At 73.0% G+C, this 21,919-nt stretch carries 15 protein-coding genes and 1 pseudogene; 14 read left to right on the top strand and 2 right to left on the bottom strand.

Annotated elements, in window-relative coordinates; translation table 11 throughout:
* Positions 1-20 precede the first annotated feature (20 nt).
* On the bottom strand, positions 21-248 hold the full coding sequence (locus tag ACFV4F_RS20560; RefSeq protein WP_380436737.1) for a hypothetical protein: 228 nt from the start codon (positions 246-248) through the stop codon (positions 21-23).
* A 218-nt stretch (positions 249-466) separates the two neighbouring features.
* Between ACFV4F_RS20560 and ACFV4F_RS20555 the strand changes: the two genes are divergently transcribed.
* Positions 467-2,350 (top strand): BTAD domain-containing putative transcriptional regulator, encoded by a 1,884-nt coding sequence (locus tag ACFV4F_RS20555; RefSeq protein WP_380504277.1) that lies wholly within the window; start codon positions 467-469, stop codon positions 2,348-2,350.
* A 54-nt stretch (positions 2,351-2,404) separates the two neighbouring features.
* Here ACFV4F_RS20555 and ACFV4F_RS20550 read toward each other — a convergent pair whose 3' ends face one another.
* Complete coding sequence (locus ACFV4F_RS20550; protein WP_359973862.1) at positions 2,405-2,632, bottom strand: DUF6269 family protein; 228 nt, start codon at positions 2,630-2,632, stop codon at positions 2,405-2,407.
* 157 nt (positions 2,633-2,789) lie between these two features.
* On the opposite strand from ACFV4F_RS20550, the gene ACFV4F_RS20545 reads away from it, so the two are divergent.
* The 13 genes and pseudogenes from ACFV4F_RS20545 (at position 2,790) to ACFV4F_RS20485 (ending at position 21,826) form a co-directional block, all read left to right on the top strand.
* Positions 2,790-4,265 carry a tryptophan 7-halogenase gene (locus ACFV4F_RS20545; protein WP_380504274.1) on the top strand — a complete coding sequence of 492 codons (1,476 nt, stop codon included), beginning with the start codon at positions 2,790-2,792 and terminating at the stop codon, positions 4,263-4,265.
* Between the two features lie 169 nt (positions 4,266-4,434).
* A pseudogene (locus ACFV4F_RS20540) lies at positions 4,435-4,722 on the top strand (hypothetical protein); the annotation flags it as partial.
* 169 nt (positions 4,723-4,891) lie between these two features.
* On the top strand, positions 4,892-6,247 hold the full coding sequence (gene eccD, locus ACFV4F_RS20535; RefSeq protein ID WP_380436730.1) for a type VII secretion integral membrane protein EccD: 1,356 nt from the start codon (positions 4,892-4,894) through the stop codon (positions 6,245-6,247).
* Positions 6,248-6,289: 42 nt separating this feature from the next.
* Entirely contained in the window at positions 6,290-7,459 is a 1,170-nt protein-coding gene (locus ACFV4F_RS20530) for a MinD/ParA family protein (protein WP_380504271.1), read from the top strand.
* Positions 7,460-7,461: 2 nt separating this feature from the next.
* On the top strand, positions 7,462-11,436 hold the full coding sequence (eccCa, locus tag ACFV4F_RS20525) for a type VII secretion protein EccCa (RefSeq protein WP_380436726.1): 3,975 nt from the start codon (positions 7,462-7,464) through the stop codon (positions 11,434-11,436).
* 17 nt (positions 11,437-11,453) lie between these two features.
* Positions 11,454-12,872: a DUF6177 family protein gene (locus tag ACFV4F_RS20520; protein ID WP_380436723.1), complete on the top strand. Its 1,419-nt coding sequence runs from the start codon at positions 11,454-11,456 to the stop codon at positions 12,870-12,872.
* Between the two features lie 141 nt (positions 12,873-13,013).
* Positions 13,014-13,346: a hypothetical protein gene (locus ACFV4F_RS20515; protein WP_380436721.1), complete on the top strand. Its 333-nt coding sequence runs from the start codon at positions 13,014-13,016 to the stop codon at positions 13,344-13,346.
* 107 nt (positions 13,347-13,453) lie between these two features.
* Positions 13,454-13,771: a pore-forming ESAT-6 family protein gene (locus tag ACFV4F_RS20510; RefSeq protein WP_380436719.1), complete on the top strand. Its 318-nt coding sequence runs from the start codon at positions 13,454-13,456 to the stop codon at positions 13,769-13,771.
* A 42-nt stretch (positions 13,772-13,813) separates the two neighbouring features.
* Positions 13,814-14,248, top strand: coding sequence for a DUF6507 family protein (locus ACFV4F_RS20505; RefSeq protein WP_380436717.1), 435 nt, complete (start codon positions 13,814-13,816; stop codon positions 14,246-14,248).
* Positions 14,245-18,498: a hypothetical protein gene (locus tag ACFV4F_RS20500; protein WP_380504268.1), complete on the top strand. Its 4,254-nt coding sequence runs from the start codon at positions 14,245-14,247 to the stop codon at positions 18,496-18,498. Before ACFV4F_RS20505 ends, ACFV4F_RS20500 begins: the two co-directional genes overlap by 4 nt.
* Positions 18,479-19,372, top strand: a complete 894-nt coding sequence (locus ACFV4F_RS20495; protein ID WP_380504265.1) for a pentapeptide repeat-containing protein — start codon at positions 18,479-18,481, stop codon at positions 19,370-19,372. Before ACFV4F_RS20500 ends, ACFV4F_RS20495 begins: the two co-directional genes overlap by 20 nt.
* Before the next feature lie 88 nt (positions 19,373-19,460).
* Positions 19,461-21,275 (top strand): pentapeptide repeat-containing protein, encoded by a 1,815-nt coding sequence (locus ACFV4F_RS20490; protein ID WP_380504263.1) that lies wholly within the window; start codon positions 19,461-19,463, stop codon positions 21,273-21,275.
* On the top strand, positions 21,272-21,826 hold the full coding sequence (locus ACFV4F_RS20485; protein ID WP_380504261.1) for a hypothetical protein: 555 nt from the start codon (positions 21,272-21,274) through the stop codon (positions 21,824-21,826). The genes ACFV4F_RS20490 and ACFV4F_RS20485 overlap by 4 nt, the downstream gene beginning before the upstream one ends.
* The last annotated feature ends 93 nt before the right edge of the window (positions 21,827-21,919 follow it).

The following is a 21,919-nucleotide window of genomic DNA, read 5'->3' as shown; positions in this document are numbered from 1 at the left end:
GGTCCGGGCGCTCGGCGGGATCAGGTCCACGGGTCATCCTTCTTCAGGGTGTAGCCGACCGGGTGGGTGCTGATGGCGGCGGCCTGCACCGAGGCGTTCGAGGAGTCCGCCGCGACCGCGCTGCCCTGGCCGGCCGCCACCCCGCCGACCGCGACGAGGAGCACGGCCGCGCTCGCCGCGAGCCTGCCGAGCGGAGCGACCACCGCGGTGTGCGCGGTCTTGCGGGCGGAGAGAAGAGCGCTGTTCACGGTGGCCTCCAGGACCTCTCGTTCGTCCGCCTGACCCGGTGTCCTGCGGTACGACACGAACGCTACGGAGACCGCGTTTTGGGGCGCTTTCAAAGCGCTTTCGATCCGTCGAAATCGATCCGAGAGCGACCGAACAGCCGGATACAACCGCAGGTCAATAGCGTTTCGCCCAGGTCGGCCCGCGGGCGTTCGCGGGCCCTGGACGGTCGGGGGCCGGCATGGACTTCACGCTTCTCGGGCCGGTGTCGGCCGCGGTCGACGGCCGCATGGTCGAGCTCGACGGCGCCAAGCAGCGCACCGCGCTGGCCGCCCTGCTGCTCGCCCGCGGCCGCGTCGTCCCCGACGAGCGGCTCACCACCCTGCTGTGGGGCTGGGAGCCGCCCGCGACCAGCACCAACCAGCTCTACACCTACGTCTCCCGGCTGCGCACCCGGCTCGGTGCCGGCCACGGCCTGCACCGCCACGGCGCCGGCTACCGGATGGACACCGACGGCACCACCGTCGACTGGGACCGCTTCCGCGAACTCGCCGACGCCGGCCGCGCCGACCTGCGGGCCGCCCGCTACGCCGAGGCCGAACGCCGCCTCGCCGACGCGCTCGCGCTCTGGCGCGGCCCGGCCCTCGCCGACGTCACCGAGCACCTGGCCGCCGCCGAGGGCCCCCGGCTGGCCGAGGCCCACCTCGCCGCCGTCGAGCAGCACGCCGAGGCCGCCCTGGCGCTCGGCCGGCACGACGAACTGCTGCCCGGCCTCACCCGGCACGTCACCGGCCACCCCGTCCGGGAGCGGGCCCGCGCCCAGCTGATGACGGCGCTGTTCCGGGCCGGACGGCAGGCGGACGCGCTCGCCCAGTACGAGGAGGCGCGGCGGCTGCTCGCCGACGAGCTCGGCATCGACCCCGGCCCCGAACTGCGGGCCCTGCACCAGGAGATCCTCACCGGCACCCTGGCCGGACCGGCCGCGCCCGAGCGGGCGGCCGTCGCCGTCGCCCCGGCCGCGCCCGCCGAAAAGCCCGTCGCCGCCGGACCCGCCGCGGAGCCGACCGCCGAACCCGTCGCGGAGCGGGCCACGGAACCCGTCGGTGAGCCGACCGCCGAGCCCGTCGCCCGCCCGGCGCTGCTCCCCGCCGCGCCCCGCGACTTCACCGGCCGCGAGACCGAACTCCGGCTCGTCCTCGACGCGTTGCACGACGGAAGGGACGTCACCGTCACCGGCGCCCCCGGCACCGGCAAGTCCGCCCTCGCCCTGTACGCCGCCGAACACGCCCGCGACGCCTTCCCCGACGGCCAGCTCCACGCCGACCTGCGCGACGCCGACGGCACCCCGCGCAGCCCCCGGCAGGTCCTCGGCTGGTTCCTGCGCGCCCTCGGCACCGCGCCCGCCCACGTCCCCGACGGCCTCGACGAACGCGCCCAGCGCTACCGCACCCTGCTGGCCGGCCGCCGGATGCTCGTCCTGCTCGACAATGCCGCCGACGACGCCCAGGTCCGCCCGCTGCTGCCCGGCGGCGGCGCCACCCGCACCCTGGTCACCGGCCTGCGCCCGGACCTCGCCGCCCTGGAGGGCGCCCGGCTGGTGCGGCTCGGCCCGATGAGCCCCGCCGAGGCCGCCCGCCTGCTCGCCTCGATCGCCGGCCCCGAACGCCTCGCCGCCGACCCGGAGTCCACCGCCCGGATCGCCGAGTACTGCGACCGCCTCCCGCTCGCCCTGCGGATCGCCGCCGCCCGCCTCGCCGACCGCCCGCACTGGCGCCCGGCCCGGCTCGCCGACCGGCTGGCGCCCGCCGAACGCCGGCTCGGCGAACTGCGCATCGGCAGCCTGGACATCACCACCGCGCTGCGCCCCGCCCTGGCCGCGCTCGACGCCCCGGCCGCGCACGCCCTCGCCGTCCTGGCCGCCGCCGGCCTCGCCGCGCTCACCGCGGCGGACGCGGCGGCCCTGCTCGACCTGCCCCTCGACGACGCCGAGGACGTCCTGGAGCGGCTCTGCGACGCCCGGCTCCTGGAGCCCGGCTCCGGCGCCGACCGCCCCGCCCGCTACCGGATGCCGGCCCTCGTCGGCCTCCTCGGCCGGCTCGGCCGCGCCGCCGTCCTGGCGGCCTGACCCCGAGGCTCCCGCCGCCGGGTCAGGCCGCCGGACCAGGCCGCCGGCCCGCCCTCAACCGCACCCACCGGCGTGGCCCTCGTCCAGCCCGTAGGTCGCGATGTACCCGTTCTCCGCGGTGCCCCGCACGGCCAGTTCGCTCAGCGCGTCGACGTAGTCCGCCAGCAGCTCGGCCCACGGCGTCCCCCCGTCCTGCAGCAGCAGGTCCTGGTCCAGGGCCGCGCTGCGCTCGATCTCGGTCAGGACGTCCAGCGGGTGCTCGACCTTCAGTTCCTCGAACATCGTTCCCTCGTTTCCGTTCCGTCGGTGGCGTCGGGCCGTCCCCGGCCCCGCACCAACAGACTGGAACCGCCGTCTGTACCCGCCCTCCGCTCCGTCTTGCAGCACCGGTACAGATCCCCGATAGGCCCGCCATACACGGCCGTTGGACGCTCCCGCCATGACCCTCGACGCCCGCACGCCCGCCCCCGTCGACCGCATCGTCATCGCGGGCGGCACGCTCACCGCCTGGATCGCCGCGGCCCGGCTGGCCTCCGCCTTCCGGGACACCGTCCGCGTGACGGTCGTCGAGACCGCCGAACGCCCCACCGCGCAGGTCACCGCGCTCGCCCCCGCCTTCCGGCGCGACCTCCTCAACCGGCTCGGCACCCCCGAGAGCACGTGGCTGCGCGCCTGCTGCGCCTCCTTCAACGCGGCCACCCGGTACCGGGGCTGGCGCCCCGACCCGGTCTACCTGCCCGACCCCGGCGCCACCCCCAGCTGCGAGGGCTTCCCGCTCACCGACTTCTGGCAGCTGCGCCGCAGCACCGGCCACACCCTGGAACCCGTCGACCACGCGTGCTTCGTCACCCCGCCGCTGCTCGACGCCCGGAAGTCACCGCGCTGGCTCGACGGCCGCACCGCCTTCCCCCACGGCTGGCACGCCGACACCGCGATGCTCACCCACTTCCTGCGCCGCACCGCCGTCCAGACCTGCGGGGTACGGCTGCACAGCGCGGAGATCCTCGGCGCCGAACGCGACCCGGCAGGCCTGGTCACCGCGCTGCACACGACCCGCGGCCGCGAGGAGGCCGACCTCTTCCTCGACTGCACCGGCCGCGCCGCCCGCCTGCTCACCGGCATCCTCGGCGAACCGTTCCGGCCCGCCGCCGACGGCCTCGTCGCCGACACGCTCGCCACCGTCACGCTCCCCCACGACAGCGCCCGCCACGGCGTCGCGCCCTACACCGCCGTCACGACCCGCCCCGAGGGCCACACCTGGCACCGCACCCTCCTCGGTCGCCGCACCACCGGCCTCGCCTACGCGAGCGGGCGCACCGGCGCCGCCGAGGCCGAACGGATCCTCGGCGCCCCGGCCGGCGCCGTCGTCACCCACACCGCCACCCCCGCGGGCCGGCTGCGCCGCAGCTGGGTCGGGAACTGCCTGGCCCTCGGCACCGCCGCCGCCAGTGCCGACCCCCTGGACGAGGACCACGCCGACACCCTCGCCCTGCTCGACCGGCTGGTGCGCGACCTCCCCTCCCGCGACGGCCGCACGACCCCGGCCGCCCGCTTCGACGCCACCGCCGCCGCCCTGCACGAGCAGGCCCTCGACCTCGCCCGGCTCCGCCGGCTCACCTCCCCCTACGCACCGCCCGTCCCGGCCCCCGACCACCTGCGCCAGGTCCTCGACGCCCACGCCGCCGGCCTCGCCCCCACCCCCGACGAGCTCCCGCTGCGCGCCCTCCTCACCGCCCTCACCCCGCACACCGCCGCCCCGCCCCCGTCCCTCGCCCACCACCCGCACGCGATCCGCACCGCCGACGACGCGTTCACCCGCATCAAGCGCCACCAGCGCACCCTGCTGGAGACCCTCCCCGACACCCACACCTACCTGACCGCCGCCGGCTCCCTCCCCACACCGGCCCTCGCCTGACGCCGTCTCCCCCTCTCCCCCAATCCCCCACAGCTCCCGTCCCCCTTCCCCCCATCTCCTCCTCCCGCCCCGAAGCCCCCGCCTCTTCCCCCCACCGACGGGGTGTGCTTCGGCCCGACGCATGCCTTATGTTGCACAGGCAAGACACGGGGGAGACGGCGGGCGGCGAATGGCACGGGACTACGACAGTCAGCTGCTGGAGTCGGTGGCGGTGCGTCGGCGCAGGATGCGCGACGCGCTGCTCTTCGGCGCGCAGCGGGTGCGGCGGACGGCCGACGAACGGTTCGGGAAGGTGTTCACGGGGATCGCGATCGCGGCCGTGCTGTGCGCCGGCTGCGTCGGGTGGTCGTTCCTGCAGACCACGCTGGCCAAGCAGAAGGCCGACCAGCAGAAGCAGCAGCAGCAGTTCCAGGTGCCCCACGACTCGCCGGACCCGTCGCGCCCGCCCACGCCGTCGGTGTCCCCGTCGGCGACCCACGCGGTGACCCCGCAGTCGGCGCCGAAGGCCGGGCCGCAGTCGACGCAGCAGGCCGCACCGACAAAGGCCGCGAAGTCCCCCGAACCGGCCCATTCGTAGAAGCATCGGCCCGAGAGGTCGCAAAGGTCGCGATGATAGGTTCCCGCAAGTGGTGAGCACAGCAACGACTTCCCCGGCCCGTCTCAGCAGGGTGACCCTGATCGGGGAGCGGCGCCGGGCCGACGTGGTCCTGCCCTCCGACACACCGATCGGCATGTTGCTCCCGGACGTGCTGCAGCTGCTCGACGACCGGGCCGCGAACCGCCCGATGACCCGCCAGCTGGTGACCCCGGACGGCTCGGCGCTGCCGCACGACAGCACCCTGGACTCCGCGGGCGTGGCCGACGGCGCCGTCCTGCGGCTGGTCCGCGCGCACTCCGCCCCGCCCGCCCCGGTCGTGCACGACGTCGTCGACCTCGTCTCCGACGACCTGGACCTGCGCGCCTGGCGCTGGCGCCCGGCCGCGCGCCGGGGCAGCGCCGGGGTCGCGACGGTGGCGTTCGCCGTGACGGCCGCCGTGCTGGCCCGGCACGAGTTCCCGCTGGCCCCGCTGGCCGGCGGACTGCTCGCGGTGGCCGCCGTGCTGCTGGCCGCCGGCGCGCTGGTGTCGAAGATCGGGGAGGGCAACCGGGGCCTGGCCACGGCGCTGCTGCTGGCCTCGGGCGGGCTCGGCATCCTCGGCGCGTGGACCGCGGCGGACGCCTACCACTGGGGGCCGCCGGTGCGGCTGGCCGCGGTGGCGGGCGCGCTCGCCGTGACCGTCGTCATGCTCGGCTTCTTCTCGCCGCTCGGCCGCGGCGGCCTGATCGGCGCCGGCGCCCTCACCGTGATCACCGCGGTGTGGGAGGCGGTGGCCGCCGTCCACACCGAACCGGCCCGGGTGGGCGCCCTGATGGCGCTGTTCTCGGTGGTGCTGCTCGGCGTCCTGCCGCGGCTCGCCCTGATGGCCTCGGGCCTGACCGCGCTGGACGACCGCCGCTCGGCCGGCGCGTCGGTCAGCCGGCACTCGGTGGGCACCGCGCTCGCGGCGACGCACCGCGGCCTCGCGCTCGCCACGATCGCGACCGCCACGTCGGCCGCCGCCGCGGGCTGGCTGCTGACGCTGGCCGCGAAGCCGACGGCCTGGACGGTGGTGCTACCGTCGCTCGTCGCCGTGGTGCTGCTGTCCCGGGCACGGGCGTTCCCGCTGGTCGCCGAGGTCGTGGCGCTGCTCGCCGCGGCCGCGGTGCTCACGGTGCGCCTGGTGGTGCTGTGGGTCGGGCACGGCGGCGGGGCAGGGGCACTGGCCGTGCTGTGCGTCGCGGCGGTGCTGCCGCTGGTCGCGCTGGCGGTGCAGCCGCCGGAGCACACCCAGGTGCGGCTGCGCCGGGTGGCCGACCTGGTGGAGTCGATCGGCATGGTGGGGCTGTTCCCGCTGGCCGTCGGGGTGTTCGGGGTGTACGGGCAACTGCTCAGCAAGTTCTGAGCCACCCGTCAGCAGGTCGGATCTGGAGGGGCAGAGGAAGTCATGTCGAACGGGGAGAACTGGCAGGGCGACGTCCTGCGCGATCTGCGGGCCCAGCTCGACGGTTCCGCGTGGGGCCCACCGCCGGCCGACGGGGCCCGGCCCGCGCCCGCGGGACCGCCGCAGGACCGGGTGCCGTACGACCAGGCGCCGCCGCAGGACCCCGCCGCGCAGCAGTACCAGCCGCCGCAGGGCCGACAGCCGTACCCGCAGCAGCCGTACGAGCAGCAGCCGCAGGTGACGACCCAGCGGACGCCGGAGTCCCGCCCCACCGTCGACGGCAGCCTGACCGCGCTCGGCCGCAAGCCGCGCGGCGGCGAGCCGTTCGCCACCCGGGCCGCGCACGCGGTGTGGAAGAACGTCTCCTCCTCCGCCTCCCGCGAGGTCGCCGAGATCACGCGGATCGCCGAGAGCCTCCAGCAGCCGGTGACCACCGGCCGCCAGATCGCCGTCACCTCGATCCGCGGCGGCGCCGGCAAGTCGACGGTCGCCGCCCTGCTCGGCACCACCTACGCCCACTACCGCCAGGACCCGGTCCTGTTCGTCGAGGCCGACACCGCGCTCGGCTCGCTGCCGATCCGGCTGGGCACCGAGACGCTCCGCTGGACCGCCAGCGACCTCGCCGAGATCGTCAAGCCGCAGATGTCGCTGCTGGACATCACCGGCTACCTGGTCCAGCTGCAGAACAACTCCTGGCTCCTGCCGGGCAGTCAGGGCCAGATCGGCGCGATGCTCGACGCCCGCGGCTACCAGCGCGTCATGGTCGCGCTGCGCCGCTACTTCGGCGTCACCGTCGTCGACTGCCAGACGCTGCCCGACGAGGTCGCCCGCGTCGCGCTCTCCGCCGCCCAGGCCCGGGTCATCACCACCCCGGCCACCCTGGACGGCATCGCCAGCACCCACGCCGTCCTGCAGTGGATGCGCGCCCTGCCCGCGCACGTCATCGCCGGGACGGTCGTCGTCGTCACCGAACTGACCCCCCACGCGGGCGTCGACGTCGAGGCGGCCGTGCGCACCCTGCGCACCACCGGCACGGCCGTCCACGTGCTCCCGTACGACCGCCACCTCGCGGCCGGCGGCGTCATCCGGACCGACCTGCTCGCCCGCGCCACCCGGAGCACCGCCACCCGGCTCGCCGCCGACGTCTTCCAGCTCTCCCAGAAGCGCCACTGACGATGAGTACCCGACTGATCCACCGCCCGGCCCGGACGGTCCGTCCGCCGGCCGCCCCCGAGGCCCGCACCATCGAGGCCCCGCCCAACCTGCCCGAGGGCAAGGCCGGCAACATCGCGATGTCGCTGCTGCCGATGGCCGGCGTCATGTCCTCGGTCATCATGATGACCGTCGTCCGCAACAGCCAGTTCGCGGGACTCGGCGCCATCATCCTGCTGGTCACCGTCCTGGGCTCGGTCGGCCTGCTGTTCTCCCAGCGCGGCAAGGCCCAGCGCACCCGCCGCACCCAGCGCGAGGCCTACCTCACCTACCTGGAGGACCTGCGCGAGGAGCTCGCCGCCGAGGAGCGCGCCCGCGGCGACCACGCCGACGTGCTCAACCCGCCGCCCGGCGCCCTGTACGACATCGTCCGCGACCCGGCCCGGCTGTGGGAGCGCCGCCGCGTCGACGGCGACTTCCTGCGGGTCCGCGTCGGCACCGGCGAGATGCCCGTGCGCGACCTGCGGATCGGCCAGCAGGCCTCCTCCGCGATGACCCCGCCCGACCGCTTCATGCTCAACGAGGCCTCGGCGCTCACCACCCGCTTCCGCACCGGCACCGAACTCCCGCTCACCGTCCCGCTCGACCGCGTCGGCGACGTCAGCGTCATCGGCCCGCGCGAGGACTGCCTGCGGGTCGCCCGCGCCCTGCTCACCCAGAGCGCCGCCCTGCACGCGCCCGACGACGTCGCCGTCGCCCTGGCCGTGCCCGGCGAGCGCCTCCCCGACTGGGAGTGGGCCAAGTGGCTCCCCCACCTGCTCGACACCGACCAGTACGACGGCCCGGTCGCCGCCCGCCGCATCGCCCCCTCGATGCCGCAACTGGCCCGCCAGATCGGCGCCGAACTGCGCCGCCGCGCCTCCTACGCGACCGAGGTCCGCCGCGGCCTGTCCGGCTCCGACGCGCTGTCGATGACCTCCCGGCTGCTCGTCGTGGCCGACGGGCACGGCGAGGACGCCGTCGACCTGCCGCGCCCGGACGACGCGGTCGGCCTGCGCGAGATGGGCGTCACCGTCCTGCACCTGCTGGAACGGCGCGTCCAGGAACCCGGCCAGATCGGCGTGCGGATCACGGTCGAGGGCGACCAGGTGCTCATCGAGGACCTCCGCCAGGAGCAGCCGATCAGCGCCCACGGCACCGTGGACGAGGTCGGCCCCTCCTTCGCCGAGGGCCTGGCCCGGATGCTCGCCCCGCTGCGGCTGTCCGCCGAGTCGCTCGGCGACGCCCCGCTGAGCGGCCCGGTCGAGTTCGCCGGCCTGCTCGGCATCGACGACGTCGCCCACCTCGACCTCGCCCGGCTGTGGGCCCCGCGCGGCGAACGCGCCTTCCTGCGGGTGCCGATCGGCATCAGCGACGGCCACGAGCCGGTGCTGCTCGACCTCAAGGAGTCCTCCGAGCTGGGCATGGGCCCGCACGGCCTGTGCGTCGGCGCCACCGGCTCCGGCAAGTCCGAGCTGCTGCGCAGCCTGGTGCTCGCCCTGGTGGCCACCCACCCGCCGGAGGACCTCTCGCTCGTCCTCGTCGACTACAAGGGCGGCGCGACCTTCGCCCCGTTCGCGAACCTGCCGCACGTCGCCGGCGTGATCACCAACCTGGAGAACCAGGCCGGCCTGGTCGAGCGCGTGCACGCCTCGCTCGCCGGCGAGGTCAAGCGCCGCCAGCAGGTCCTCAAGGACGCCGGGAACGTCGCCGACATCGGCTCCTACGCCGCCCTGCGGGCCGAGCGCCGGCCCGACCTCGAACCGCTGCCGCACCTGTTCGTCGTCATCGACGAGTTCGGCGAACTCCTCACCGCCAAGCCGGACTTCATCGACCTCTTCCTGTCCATCGGCCGGATCGGCCGCTCCATCGGCGTGCACCTGCTGCTCTCCAGCCAGCGCATCGAGGGCGGCAGCCTGCGCGGCCTGGACACCTACCTGTCCTACCGGCTCGGCCTGCGCACCTTCTCCGCCGACGAGTCCCGCACGGTCCTCGACACCACCGACGCCTTCCACCTGCCCCCGCTGCCCGGCTTCGGCTACCTCAAGGTCGACACCAGCCACTACGAGCGGTTCAAGGCCAGCTACGTCTCCGGCGCCTACCGCGGCCCGGTCCAGCGCGGGGACGAGGACGCCGGCCCGCTCGCCCTGGAGTACGGCGCCTTCAACACCCCGGCCAAGGCCGAGGACCAGGACGGCCCCGAGCCGGCCGCCCGCCGCCGCACCACCGGCCCGACCGAACTCGGCGTCGTCGTCGGCCAGCTGGAGAACGCCGCACCCCCGGTCCGGCGGATCTGGCTGCCGCCGCTGCCCGCCGCGATCGCGCTCGACAGCGTCGCCGGCCCGCTCGACGTCGGCCCGCGCGGCATGCAGCTCACCGGCCGGCGCGGACGCCTCCAGGTGCCGCTCGGCCTGCTCGACGACCCCACCCGGCAGTGGCAGGGCAACTGGGTCCTGGACCTGACCGTCGCCGGCGGCCACGTCGCCTTCATCGGCGGCCCGCAGTCCGGCAAGACCACCCTGCTGCGCACCCTGGTCCTGTCGCTCGCGCTCACCCACACCCCGCAGGAGGTCGGCGTCTACGGCCTCGACCTGGTCGGCGGCGGCCTCCAGGCGTTGGCCGGCCTGCCGCACGTCGGCGGCATCGCGGGCCGGGCCGACCGCGAGCGCGCGGCCCGTACGGTCGAGGAGGTCCGGGCGATGCTCACCGCCCGCGAGGACCTCTTCCGCGACCACAACATCGACTCCGTCGACCAGCTGCGCAGCCTGCACGCCGCGGGCCGGCTGCCGGAGCTCGCCTCCGCCGAGATCGTCCTGGTCATCGACGGCTTCGGCGCGCTGCGCGACGACTTCGAGGAGCTGGACGACGCCGTCCTCGACATCCTCAAGCGCGGCGGCGGCTACGGCATCCACGTCGTGGCGGGCATGCTCCGCTGGAACGACGTGCGGATCGCCGCCCAGTCGAACTTCGGCACCCGGGCCGAGCTGCGGCTCAACGACCCAAGCGAATCCAGCATCGAGCGCAAGCTCTCCGAGACCCTCTCCGCCGACGAGCCCGGCCGCGTCCTGACCGACGGGCGGCTGTTCGCCCAGGTCGCGCTGCCCCGGATCGACGGCCTCGCCGACAACGGCGAGCTCGGCACCGTCCTGGAGCAGAGCGCCAGGACCGTCCGCGCCACCTGGACCGGCGAGCTCGCCCAGCCGGTCCGCGTGCTGCCGCACGTCCTGGAGCCGCACCTGCTGCCCGGCCCGGTCGCCGAGCCGCGGCGGGTGCCGATCGGCCTGGACCAGGCGGCGCTCGCACCCGTCCTGCTCGACCTGTTCCACCACGACCAGCACCTGCTGGTCCTCGGCGACAGCGAGTGCGGCAAGTCCAACCTGCTGAAGACCGTCGCCGGCGGGCTGATCGAGCGGCACGGCGAGGACGAGATCGTGTTCGCCGTGATGGACCCGCGCCGCAGCCTGCGCGGCGTGATCCCCGAGGAGTACAACGGCGGCTACGCCTACAACGCCCGGATGTGCGCCGGCCTCGCCGCCGCCGTCGCGGGCGAGCTGGAGAAGCGGCTGCCGGACGAGAACGCGCCGCTGGAGGACCTGGAGCCGGGCCGCTGGCGCGGCGGCGGCCCGCGGATCGTGGTGCTCGTCGACGACTACGACGTCCTCACCACCGCCGGCCAGAGCCCGCTCGCGCCGTTCCTGCCGTACCTGCCCTCCGCCGCCGACATCGGACTGCACTTCGTCGTGACCCGCCGCGTCGCGGGCGCCTCGCGCGGCATGTACGAGCCGCTCGTGCAGGGCCTGCGCGAGTCCGGCGCCTCGGCGCTGGTGATGACCGGCGACCGCGGCGAGGGGCAGCTGTTCCCCGGCGTGTACGCCGCGCTGCAGCCCGCCGGGCGCGGCGTCATCGTCCGCCGGGGCCAGCCGAACCGGCTGGTCCAGACCGTGTACACGCCCGAGTAACCGAAGGACTCGACGACATGACCAAGGACGTCATCGCCCTCACCCCGCGGATGCCGGACGCCTGGACGGTGCTCGCCGGCCTCCTCTCCGGCGGCCCCGACAAGCTCCTGGACACGACGGGCGAGGGCGCGGTCGTCCAGCTCCTCGACGAGCAGGCCCGGCCGCTGGTCTCGGTCGAGGCGCCGCTGCTGGTGCAGGTCCCGGGCGAGGCCGAGCGGCTGCTGGGCGCGACCCCGCCGCGCGTGCCGTACTGGTGGACCGAGGCCCGCGCCACCACCGGCGTGCCGGACGCCGAGAAGCTCGCCGGCACCTTCGCGGCCCGCGTCGCCCACCTCGCCGACGGCACCGCGTGGCCGCGGGAGGCGACCCGCTCGCTGGCCGTCGTCGACACCGCCGGGATCACCGCCGCGCCCACCCCGGCCGCCGCGCAGCCCGCCGTCGACGTGCTGACCGAGAAGGTCGCCGTGGTCATCATGGACCGCCCGGTGGTCGCCATGACCGCCTGGCTCTCCGACGCCTTCCGGGCCGCCGCCGAGTCCAACCGCGGCCTGCAGATCGTCACCCCGGCCGGCACCACGCTGTCCCCCGCCGTCCGCGGCAACCTGCCCGGCTGGCCGTCCCGCTGGGTCGTCCAGGACGAGCGGGACGGCTACTACGACGGCCTCACCGGCGCCGTCCTGCGCTGGCAGGAGGGCATGTTCGCCACCGTGGTGAACCCGGAGGGCACCGAGGACGACCCGCGCACCCCGGTCGCCGCCTCCTACCAGGACGTCTCCGCCACCGGCGACCTCCAGCTGGCCGTCACCTTCCGCACCGCCCACCCGGCCGCCGCCCGCCTCGTCCTCGGCGGCGCCCTGGAGACCGTCTGGCGCGAACTGACCGGCGAGCCGCCGGCCGGCTGGGGCAGCGCCGAGCCCGCCAACCTGCCGTGGTCCCCGGGCCGGCTCACCGACCTCGCCTACTCCCGTGCACCCGAGCCCACCTGGTTCGTCGTCGTCGGCGGCCCCGAACGCCCCGGCCTGGCCACGCTGAAGGTCACCCGCACCAAGTCCGGCGTCGAGGAGGAGGTGACCCTCGCCTTCGGCTACGGGCCCGGCGAGGAGCCGCCGCTGGACGTCCTGCCGCGGATGGCCGAGGCACTGGTGACCCGCCACCGGCTCAAGTCGATGCTGCTCCAGCTGCGCCGCGCCCGCCGCGACCTGGCGGTGCCCGCGTACTTCGAGGGCCCCGGCGTGCCGCTGGCCTTCGTGCTCGGCGCGGAGGAGGTCCGGGCCGTCCCGGACGACCGCGCCCGCCGGACGCCGCTGTCGGCGGAGCCTGTCAGACTGGGTCCGAAGGCCCGGCCGGCCTATTACTACCCGATGCCCGGGGATCCGTCCGACCTCTCCGGGTGGACGGAATTCGAGCGTCTGGTGCGGCATTTGAAGGGTGAGTGAAGGCCTCGGCGGCGACCGGCGGCAACACGCCTGGTGGTGTGTCATACGTTGGTCACAAGCCGGGGGCCGCACCTTGCGGGCGGGATATAGGTTGATAGAAATGGACATACTTACGATTCGTCGAGCGGACGGGGGAGCGGTATGAAGTTCGACATGGGGAACCAGGCGCTGCAGACGCTGATGTCGGGGTCGAAGACCTCGAACCAGGATCTGGGTGCGCTGGTCAAGCAGCTCGTGGCGGCGGCGGAGCCGCTGGAGGGCAAGTTCAACGGTCAGGGCAAGCAGATGTTCGACAGCTTCAAGTCGCGGGCGGACGAGATCGCGAACGCGCTGAACTCGTCGCTGTCGGCGATCCTGGGCGGTCAGTCGGGCATGGAGCAGGCCTTCGGCCAGGGTGACCAGGAGCAGGGCCAGAACGCGAAGACGAACATGACGTCCGCGCGCTTCGACGCGGCGCGCTTCGGCGCCCGCTGACCGCGACCGGGTCGTCGGTTCCTTCTCTGCAGGGTCCTCCACGAGGTCCTCTGCAGGTTCTTCAACGGGTTCTTCATCGGGTTCTTCAACGGGGAGTGTGATCTGTCATGGCCGGTGGCGGGGGTTCGGACCGTCGTTCCTACGACCACGGTGCTTCGTCCGAGGCGCAGCGCAACATCCAGGGCGTGATCGGGCAGCTGGAGCAGGTGATGACCGCGCGTGACGCGCAGGTGAAGGCCGTCATGGGCGACTTCCAGGCCGACGGCGTGTCCGAGGAGTACCACGCCAAGGAACTGCGCTGGAAGAACGTCTCCCAGGAGGTGCGCAACATCATCTCGCTGCTGCGCAAGACGCTCGAGGAGAACGACAGCACCGCACAGCAGACGGTCGCCCGCGCCAAGACCGCGGTCGACAACATCGGCTGACACGGGCCGATCCAGTAGGCACGGACAACGGGGGAGCTCGACATGGCGGGTGACTGGGATATCCAGCCGCAGGGCGTCCAGGGCCAGTTGAAGATCGTCGGCGGACACGCCGGCGACCTCTCGACGGCACTGAACAACCTGGTGACGGACATGCAGGCGGCAGCGCAGGCCGCCGGTACGGCGGTGCCGGGATCGCATGCGACGGTCGAGGTCCAGGGCCCGGTGCCCGTGGGCGCACCCTCGTTGTCGCACGGCGCGATGGGCCCGGTCGCGGCCGCCCTCTCGCAGTACCTGGAAGGCCGGCAGGCCGAGTTGAAGTCGATGTCGGAGCGCATCGAGGCCTGCCTGACCGGCACGGTCAAGGCCGTCAACGAGTACATCGCCGGCGACCTGACCGCCGCGAAGAACGCCCAGGACGCGGCGAAGTCCGTGGACCTCAAGGCGCTCGGCATCCAGCCGGAGGACAAGGGCAAGTGAGCGACGAGAATCCGGTGAACCCGGCCGAGGTGCCGGTCTTCACGGGCAACCTGGGCACTCTCGACGAGAAGGTCAAGTCGATCTCGACGGGCGGGGCGAAGATCGCCTCGACCGCCGGGGACGTGCACACCAGCTTCGGCGCCCTGAGCGCGTTCTACAAGGCGCCCGAGGCCGACCAGCTGTTCGGGACGACGAAGCCGGTGTCCGATCTGGGGCTGAAGCTCAGCCAGGACGTCTGCACGATCTCGGGTGCGCTGGGCCAGTACTCCAAGGACGCGGCGCCGATCAGGGACAGGCTCAAGACCCTGAAGGACGAGGCCATCGCCTTCAAGGCGATGGCCGACAAGAACCACGACTGGCGCCAGGACGAAGACAAGGTCAAGGAGAACAACAACCGGCGCAACGACATCGCCGACGCCTGGACTCAGTTCCAGGGCGTCGAGCGGGACGCCTACGCCAAGATCGTCGCCCTGGTCGGCGGCAAGCCGCTGCGCGTCAACGACGGCTCCAACGCCGACGACATGTACGGCTACAACGCCAAGGACCTCAAGGACTCCAAGGACCTGCCCTGGGGCAGCGCCGTCGACCGCGACATCCCCTGGTGGGACCTGCCGGACCAGGTGATCGAGTTCGGCAAGGGCGTCATCATCGACGGCGTCTGGGGCACCATCAAGGGCCTGGGCACGCTGGTCGGCTTCGGCGGCTGGGACGCCTTCAAACAGTCCTGGACCGGCCTCGCCAAGCTCGCCACCGGCCTCGCCATCACGGGCATCCCCGGCGTCGGCCCGCTCTTCCTCGCCGTCCCCGACAAGGACCTGCCGTCCTGGCTGCGCGACTCGCGCAAGGCGATGAAGGAGACCGGCAAGGCCCTCCTCGCGTGGGACCAGTGGGGCTCCAACCCGTCCCGCGCCGCAGGCGCCGTCACGTTCAACGTGCTCACCACCGTCTTCACCGGCGGCGAGGCCGGAGCGGTCGAGGGCGCGGGCAAGGCCGGTCTCGCCGGGAAGGCGCTGTCCGTCGCGGGCAAGGTCGGCAAGGCCATCGACCCGATGACGTACGTCTTCAAGGGCGCCGGCTTCGGCATCTCCAAGGTCAGCGACGTCGTCAAGGGCCTCAAGGGCATCACCGACTTCAAGATGCCCAGCATCAACCTCGACAAGGCCATCTCCCTGCCCGAGGGCGCCATCAAGCTCCCCGACGGCTCGTTCAAGCTCCCGCCCGGCGCCCAGATCCCCGAGGGCGCGATCAAGGGCGCCGACGACACCATCAAGCTGCCCGCCGGCACCAAGGAACTCCCGCCCGGCACCGTCAAGTTCGAGCACGGCGGCAAGACCGAGTTCGTGGACCCGCACGGCAACGTCTACGACGACGCCGGAAACATCCACCCCGGTGAGACCGCGCCGAAGGAGACCGTCCCCGGCGACCACAACGGCGACCACCCCGGCGGCACCGCCCCCGACCACCCGGTCAAGCCGAACGGCCCCGACCCGCTCCACACCCCGGCCAAGGCCAAGGTGCCCGAGATGGCGGGCGTCGGCGGCCGCGACGGCGTCATCAAGCTCGGCTCGGACCTCTCCGACCCGTTCAAGGTGCCGGACCACGTGCCCGACCATGTCCCGGATCACGTGCCCGACCACGTGCCGGACCACACCCCCGGCGGCCACGCCCCGGAGGGCCCCAACGCGAGCCACGAGCCCCCCGGCCACAACGACGGCCCGGGCCACGACGGCACCGGCGGGCACGACGGCACCGGCGACCACACGGGCGGCCACGACGGCACCGGTGGGGACCACAACACCGGCGGCCACGACGGCGGTTCCGGCGACCACACCCCCGGCGGCCACGACGGTGGTGCCGGTGGCGGCCACGACGGCGGCTCGGGTGGCGGCCACGACGGCGGTTCCGGTGAACACCCGTCGTCGGACGAGCCGGTGGGCAACCGTCCCGATGGTTCGTGGGAGGGCGAGAAGGGCCTCAAGCTCAACCCCGAGGCCAACGCCGCCGCCGAAAAGTTCATGCAGGAGTCCGCGGCCCACGAGCCCCGGGTCACCGAGGCCGTCCAGGACGTCGCCGGCAAGGTCGACAACGGCAAGCTCATCGGCCTGGAGTACCGCCTCAAGGGCGCCGACTCCCTCAAGCGCAAGCTCGCCACCGACCTCGGCAGCAACGCGCTGCTCAAGCCCGAGGACGTCCTCCCCGAGATCAAGGACTCCGTCCGCTACACCCTCGAAGTCCCCGCCAACGACTACGCCCACGGCGTCCAGCAGGCCGTCGAGGACCTCCAGAAGCGCGGCTTCGAGAACATCACCTTCAAGAACAGCTGGGGCTCCGCCGGCTACAAGGGCATCAACTCCACCTGGCGCGACGCCGTCACCGGCCAGAAGTTCGAGCTCCAGTTCCACACCGCCGACAGCTTCAAGGCCAAGATGGACGGCCACGTCCTCTACGAGAAGGAACGCCTCCCCGGCCTCACCCCCCACGAGCTCGATGTCATCAAGGCCGAACAGGCCGACCTCTTCGGCAAGGTCCACGTCCCCGACGGCGCCGCCGACATCAAGCTCCCCACCGAGCCCGTCCACGACATCCCGACCGGCATCACCCACGAACCCCACGGCACCGGCCACAACCCCGGCACCGAACACCCCAAGCCCGACGGAACCCCGCCCGGCACCCACGACCACCCCGGCACCTCGGACCACACCCCCGGGGGCCACACGCCCGGGGACCACACCCCTGGGGACCACACCCCCACCGGCCACGACGGCACTCCCGGCTCCGGCGAACACCCGAAGCCCGAGGAGCCGGTGGGCAACCGTCCCGATGGTTCGTGGGAGGGCGAGAAGGGCCTCAAGCTCAACCCCGAGGCCAACGCCGCCGCCGACAAGTTCATGCAGGAGTCCGCGGCCCACGAGCCCCGGGTCACCGAGGCCGTCCAGGACGTCGCCGGCAAGGTCGACAACGGCAAGCTCATCGGCCTGGAGTACCGCCTCAAGGGCGCCGACTCCCTCAAGCGCAAGCTCGCCACCGACCTCGGCAGCAACGCGCTGCTCAAGCCCGAGGACGTCCTCCCCGAGATCAAGGACTCCGTCCGCTACACCCTCGAAGTCCCCGCCAACGACTACGCCCACGGCGTCCAGCAGGCCGTCGAGGACCTCCAGAAGCGCGGCTTCGAGAACATCACCTTCAAGAACAGCTGGGGCTCCGCCGGCTACAAGGGCATCAACTCCACCTGGCGCGACGCCGTCACCGGCCAGAAGTTCGAGCTCCAGTTCCACACCGCCGACAGCTTCAAGGCCAAGATGGACGGCCACGTCCTCTACGAGAAGGAACGCCTCCCCGGCCTCACCCCCCACGAGCTCGATGTCATCAAGGCCGAACAGGCCGACCTCTTCGGCAAGGTCCACGTCCCCGACGGCGCCGCCGACATCAAGCTCCCCACCGAGCCCGTCCACGACATCCCGACCGGCATCACCCACGAACCCCACGGCACCGGCCACAACCCCGGCACCGAACACCCCAAGCCCGACGGAACCCCGCCCGGCACCCACGACCACCCCGGCACCTCGGACCACACCCCCGGGGGCCACACGCCCGGGGACCACACTCCGGGAGACCACACCCCGGGTGACCACACGCCTGGGGACCACACCGGAACTGGCGACCACACCGGCGACTCGGACCACCCGACCACCGGCGGCCACGACGGCGATCAGCAGCCCCCCGCTGCCGGCGAGGCAGCCCCGAACACGCCGCCGACCGAACTGACCCCGCAGGAAAAGATCGCGATCGAGCAGCGCCTCAAGGAGCTCGAAGACCGCTTCCCGGACGACTTCAGCGAGCTGGAGAAGGACCCGGACAAGAGCTGGAAGGTCAACCCGGGTTCGAGCGACGAGGCCCGGGTCGGGCTGGACCTGCGCGAGCAGGGCAAGCTTCCCCCCGACATGCAGCGTCCCCCGGAGCGAGGCCTCGGCGAGTTCTATGTGCCGAGTAATGGTGAGTACTATGACATCAAGGGCGTGCACTCGGATTGGCCCCCGCTGAACAATCAGCGCGACCGGAGCAAGCCGTTCGGCGGAGCCTACAACCCAGCTCACAATGAAAAGTTCGTCGAAAAGCTCGACGATCAAATCGTCGAAAAGGGCCGAATCGTCATCCTGGATATGCGCAACGCTAATCAGGCTGCCATCGACGACCTCAAGGCCGTCATCGAACAGAAGGGTTGGGGCGATCGTGTCATCTGGTATCCCTGACAGGTGGTATCCGAAGAGCCTGCCCCTGGACCAGGACGCGGCAGCACAGCTCGGCGCGTGGGTCACGGCGTCCGATGGCAAGGCTCTGGAGGCCATTGAGCTCGACCTCCGCGGAGCCAACCTCTCCGGCGGGGACTTCACCTCGGCGTGGTTCACCTACGCCGTGCTCGCCGGCGTCTCCCTGGCGGGTGCGGAGCTCTGGCGCGCCAACCTGGAGAACGCCGACCTGACCGGCGCGAACCTCACCCGCGCCAGCCTGGTCAAGGCCTCTCTGGACGAAGCCACGCTGCGGTCCGCATGCGTGGACGGCGCCGACCTGACGTCGGCCTCGGTGTACGGGGTCGACGCCCGAGAGGCCACCTTCCGGAACGCCGAATTCCCCGGCGCCTCCCTCCTCCGTGTCGACCTGCGCGGCGCCGACCTGTCCGACGCCACCATGGCGAACACCTCGTTCAAGGTTCGCGTGGACGACCACACCGTGCTCCGCGGCCTGTCCGGCACGCTGTCCGGCCCCGTCACCGTCGTCACCGGCGACACCGAGCAGGAACTCGACGGCGTCGCCCTCGAGAAATGGCTCAGCGAACGCGGCGCCGAGGTTGAGGTACTCAGCGGCGAACCCGTTACGTATTACGCGATGTTCAGCGGAAAATACACGCGGGAAAATCCCCACGGGGTCATGCGACGCCGCGTTGTCGGCGGCATCGACGTCGACGAGGCCTTCACCCGCAACCTGCGCTGGGAACCGACCGAATACCTGCGCCGGTATTACTTCGGCCACAACGACATCGACCATGCCGAAATCTCCAGGGCCGGGGTCGACGCCTTCATCAAGCGCGTCAAGCAGGCACTCAGCAGCCCGTCCCAGGAGAGCTGACCTCCGGGACTCACGAACGCCCGATGGCCCGACCACCATTCCGGCGGTCGGGCCATCGGATTCGTACGTTCACACCGGAGGTAGCACAGTGATCGCCAGCACGCCGGTCTCCCGTTGGACCTGGGGCGACTCCACCGAGGGCGGCGACCCGATCCTCCGCTGCCTCACCGATCTGCTGGCCGCACGGGCCGTCCTGGCCGCGCACCGGCTGGTGGTCGGCGAGCCCCGGATCCGCCTCACCGTCTCGGAGTCCGGCAAGCCGCGCTCGGCACTGTACGAGGGCGAGCTCCAGGCCAACGGCTCCACCGAGGAACTGGCGGCCGAGGTCCGCACCGCCCTGCGACCGGGCCCCATCGGCTCCGTCGACGCCACCATCTCCCTAGCCGGCATGCTGCTCGCCCCCGCAGGCGACATCCACACGGACGGTCTGTTCCACCTCTCGGCGTCCACCTACACGGATTCCGCGGCCGTGGAGCTGGTGACGTGCTCCGACGCCTGGATGCCCTTCGACCTCAGGGGCCGGCCCCAGCCCGCCGTGTACGAGGCGAACGCGCCCCGGCTCGCGGCCGCCCTCGCCGAGCTCACCGACGCCCTCGGCTCCGACCTGGACCCCGAGGACCCGACGTACTTCGGCACGCCGACCGCGACCGGTGTCGACCCCCACTTCGACCAGAGCGGGGCCCCTTCCGACATGTGGTCCCGGTTCGAACTCACCCGCCGGTACGAGCGCTTCACCCACGCACCCGGCCTCGGGCGCACCGGCTACCGCCGTACGACGGACGGAGACGTGCGGTACGTCCCCATCGCCGACGGCCACGGGTTGCTCGGCTACCTCTGGGCCTCCGACACCGAGGACGCCGCGAGCTTCGAGCCCACCGACGTCGACAACGACCAGCGCTACAGCGCCTCCCTCGCCTGGCTGGACCGCCTGCGCTCGGCCCACGACCGCGAGCTGTCCCCCACCCAGGCCCTCACCGAACTGACCGGCCGCCCACCGCAGGACACCGAAGGCCCGGTCGCCCTGGCCACGCTGCGCAACCGCGCCACGTGGTCCGCGAAGAGCCTGCCGCTGGACCAGGAGGCCGCTGCCCGCCTCAGTGCCTGGGTGACGGCAGCGAACGGCGAGCCGCTGGACGCCACCGGCCTCGACCTGCGCGGAGCTGCCCTCTCTGACGGAGACCTCACCGGAGCGTGGTTCGCCCACTCCGTGCTCGCCGGCGTCTCCCTGGCCAACGCGGAACTCTGGCGCGCCCGCCTGGAGAAGGCCGACCTGACCGGCGCGAACCTCGCCGGGGCGAGTCTGGTCAAGGCAACCCTGGACCTGGCCACCCTACGGTCCGCCTGCCTGGACCGCGCCGATCTGACCTCCTCCTCCCTGATCGACGTCGACGCCACCGCCGCGACCTTCCGCCGCGCCGACCTCACCAACGCCACCCTCCTCCAAGTCGACCTGCGCAGCGCCGATCTGTCCGACGCCACCACGGCGAACACCTCGTTCACCGTCACCGTCGACGAGCACACCGTGCTCCGCGGCCTGACCGGCACCCTCTTCGGCCCCGTCACCGTCGTCACCGGCGACACCGAGCAGGAACTCGACGGCGTCGCCCTCCAGCGCTGGCTCACCACGCAGGGCGCCGACGTCGAAGTCCTCAGCGGCTTCGTCTACTACGCGAAGCTCCACACCGGCGAATCCCGCGAGAACCCCAGCGGAATCGCGCGCCGCAGTTCGGCGGACGACATCGACTACGACGAGGCCTACACCCGCAACCTCCGCTGGGAGCCGACCGAATACTTCCGTCTCTACTACCTCGGCCACAACGACATCGACCACGTCGAGATCACCAGGGCCGAAGCCGACGCCTTCATCAAGCGCGTCAAGCAGGCCCATGAGGCGGGCCGATGACGCAGAGCGATCGAGCCCGGGCGACGCTCGACCGTCTCACCGCCATCGACTGGTGGGACGAGGATGCCGCCTACGCCCACGCCCCTTCGCGCTCGCGCCTGTTCCGCGAGTACCTCCGCCGCTCGGCGCTCTGGGCACAGGCGTACCAGGCGACAGACGACTGGCCCTTCGTCGATCTCGCCGCGCACGTCGACCCGTCCGTCCAGGTCGATGCGGAACTCGCCTCGCAGCTCGATGCCTTCCTCGAAGCCGGCGTCGGGTTCGTCAAGGCGAAGGCCCTGTGCCGGGCCGCGTTGCGCTGGGCCGCCCTGCTCGACAGCTCGACGGTCCGACTGCCCTCGCTGCCCGACCCGTTCGAGCCGCTGCTCCGGATGTTCGACAGGGGAGCCTGGTGCGGCCTCGTCATCGAGAACAGGGTCGCCGACTTCTTCACGCTGCGCGTCCCCTTCGGCCGATGGCAGGACCACCTGGGCACGAATCCGGTCATCCCGCTCGAACGATCCGCACTCGATGCCATCGACGCCCGGGCGGCAGCCTCGGGAAAGGCCTGACCGCTCGAACGGACCGAGAACCACGTCGGGGGGGGGGGCGGGGCGGGCGGGGGGGGGGGGGGGGGGGGGGGGGGGGGGGGGGGGGGGGGGAGA

Origin of the sequence: Kitasatospora sp. NPDC059722, assembly GCF_042733235.1 — a bacterium.
In the GTDB taxonomy this organism is placed as follows: Bacteria; Actinomycetota; Actinomycetes; order Streptomycetales; family Streptomycetaceae; genus Kitasatospora.
The sequence above is the reverse complement of the archived record's forward strand: the minus strand, read 5'-3'. Positions and strand labels throughout refer to the sequence as shown.

Excerpts from the sequence above, each read along its gene's own strand:
- ACFV4F_RS20515 (WP_380436721.1), top strand. The coding sequence starts at position 13,014 with ATGAAGTTCGACATGGGGAACCAGGCGCTGCAGACGCTGATGTCGGGG.
- ACFV4F_RS20555 (WP_380504277.1), top strand. The coding sequence starts at position 467 with ATGGACTTCACGCTTCTCGGGCCGGTGTCGGCCGCGGTCGACGGCCGC.
- ACFV4F_RS20485 (WP_380504261.1), top strand. The coding sequence starts at position 21,272 with ATGACGCAGAGCGATCGAGCCCGGGCGACGCTCGACCGTCTCACCGCC.
- ACFV4F_RS20505 (WP_380436717.1), top strand. The coding sequence starts at position 13,814 with ATGGCGGGTGACTGGGATATCCAGCCGCAGGGCGTCCAGGGCCAGTTG.
- ACFV4F_RS20550 (WP_359973862.1), bottom strand. The coding sequence starts at position 2,632 with ATGTTCGAGGAACTGAAGGTCGAGCACCCGCTGGACGTCCTGACCGAG.
- ACFV4F_RS20530 (WP_380504271.1), top strand. The coding sequence starts at position 6,290 with ATGTCGAACGGGGAGAACTGGCAGGGCGACGTCCTGCGCGATCTGCGG.
- ACFV4F_RS20510 (WP_380436719.1), top strand. The coding sequence starts at position 13,454 with ATGGCCGGTGGCGGGGGTTCGGACCGTCGTTCCTACGACCACGGTGCT.
- eccCa (WP_380436726.1), top strand. The coding sequence starts at position 7,462 with ATGAGTACCCGACTGATCCACCGCCCGGCCCGGACGGTCCGTCCGCCG.
- ACFV4F_RS20520 (WP_380436723.1), top strand. The coding sequence starts at position 11,454 with ATGACCAAGGACGTCATCGCCCTCACCCCGCGGATGCCGGACGCCTGG.
- ACFV4F_RS20545 (WP_380504274.1), top strand. The coding sequence starts at position 2,790 with ATGACCCTCGACGCCCGCACGCCCGCCCCCGTCGACCGCATCGTCATC.